This is a genomic window from Methylobacterium indicum (assembly GCF_001043895.1).
In the GTDB taxonomy this organism is placed as follows: Bacteria; Pseudomonadota; Alphaproteobacteria; order Rhizobiales; family Beijerinckiaceae; genus Methylobacterium; species Methylobacterium indicum.
Window position 1 is genome coordinate 1 of the sequence record NZ_JTHF01000443.1, and the last position, 1,355, is coordinate 1,355.

1 protein-coding gene is annotated in these 1,355 nt (G+C 73.0%); it reads right to left on the reverse strand.

Translation table 11 applies throughout. The features are described 5' to 3' along the window. Positions 1-1,310 (reverse strand): MATE family efflux transporter (locus tag QR78_RS31330; RefSeq protein WP_048431550.1); only part of this gene is annotated, 1,310 nt, incomplete at its 3' end. Positions 1,311-1,355 lie beyond the last annotated feature (45 nt).

Here is a 1,355-nt window from a genome sequence, read left to right on the forward strand (position 1 = left end):
ACCCCGAACAACGCCGACCCGATCCCCGTCCCGGCGAGCGCCCCTTCCGGCCCGGCGAGGTGCGCCCCGAGCCACGCCGTCGGCATCGTGCCCAAAGTCGCCCGGCCCCAGTTGAGGGCGCTCGCCGCCAGCGGGAAGCCGAGGTTGTTGAACGAGGCGTTGCCGAGGAACAGGAGCCCGTTGAAGAACCAGATCGCCCCGCCCGCGAGGCAGAAGAAGGCCAGCAGGTCGGCGCCGGCGCCCGTGAGCCCGAACAGGGCAGTGAGCGGCGCGCGGGCGAGCAGCAGGGCGAGCCAGACCACCGCGACGTAGAGGCCGGTCACCAGGGCGGCGTCGCGCAAGCTCGCGCGCATCCGGTCGAAGCGGCCGGCGCCCCAGTTCTGACCGAGGATCGGGCCGACGGCGCCTGAGAGCGCAAAGAGGCCGCCGAAGGCCACCGGCACCACCCGATCGACCACCGCGTTGCCGGCGACCGTCGCGGTGCCGAATCCCGCCATGACGTGGGCGAGGAAGGCGCTCGCCACCGGCGGGGCGAGGTTGGTGAGCACGGTGGGCAGGGCCACGCGCAGGATCGGACCGGCATCGGCCATCACCGCCGCGAGGGTCGGTTTCGCCACCATCCGGTGGACGCGCACGGCGCCCGAATAGCCCACCCACGCGAAGGCGAGGCGGGCGATCACGATGGTGACCGCCGCCCCTTCGATCCCGAGATGGAGGCCGAAGATCAGCAGCGGGTCGAGCACCACGGTGACCGCGGCGCCGGCGAGCGTCACGTTCATGCCGCGCCTTGCATCGCCGACCGCCCGCAGCACGCCGGAGAACCCCATGCCGAGCGCCATCATGAGGGTCGAGGGCAGGGCGATCCACAGGAAGGTCCGGGCCGCCGGCACGGTCTCGGGCCCGGCGCCGATCAGCGTCAGGAACGGCGTGAGCAGCGGCAGCATCAGCACCGTGACGAGGCCGGAGGCGGCGACCGCCAGGACCAGGGACGAGGCGGCGAGCCGACGCGCACGTTCCACGTCGCCGCCGCCCAGCGCCCGCGAGACCAGGGCGCCGACGGCGATCATCATCCCGATATTGATCGAGACCGCGAAGATCTGGACGATGGTGGCAAAGCCCACCGCCGCGGTCAGGACCGGATCGCCGAGGCGCGCGATGTAGAGCAGCGACAGGAGGTCGACGACGAAGATCGCCATCAGGCCGACCGAGCCGGTCGCCCCCATCACCACGACGTGGCGGAAGGTCGAGCCGGTGACGAAGCGGGCGGGCGGGGGAGCGGGGCCGGTCTCCGGCGGGCGCACCTCACCCATCGGCGCCGGCCCGCTCGCGGGCGATGATGTCCTCGGTCTCCGGGT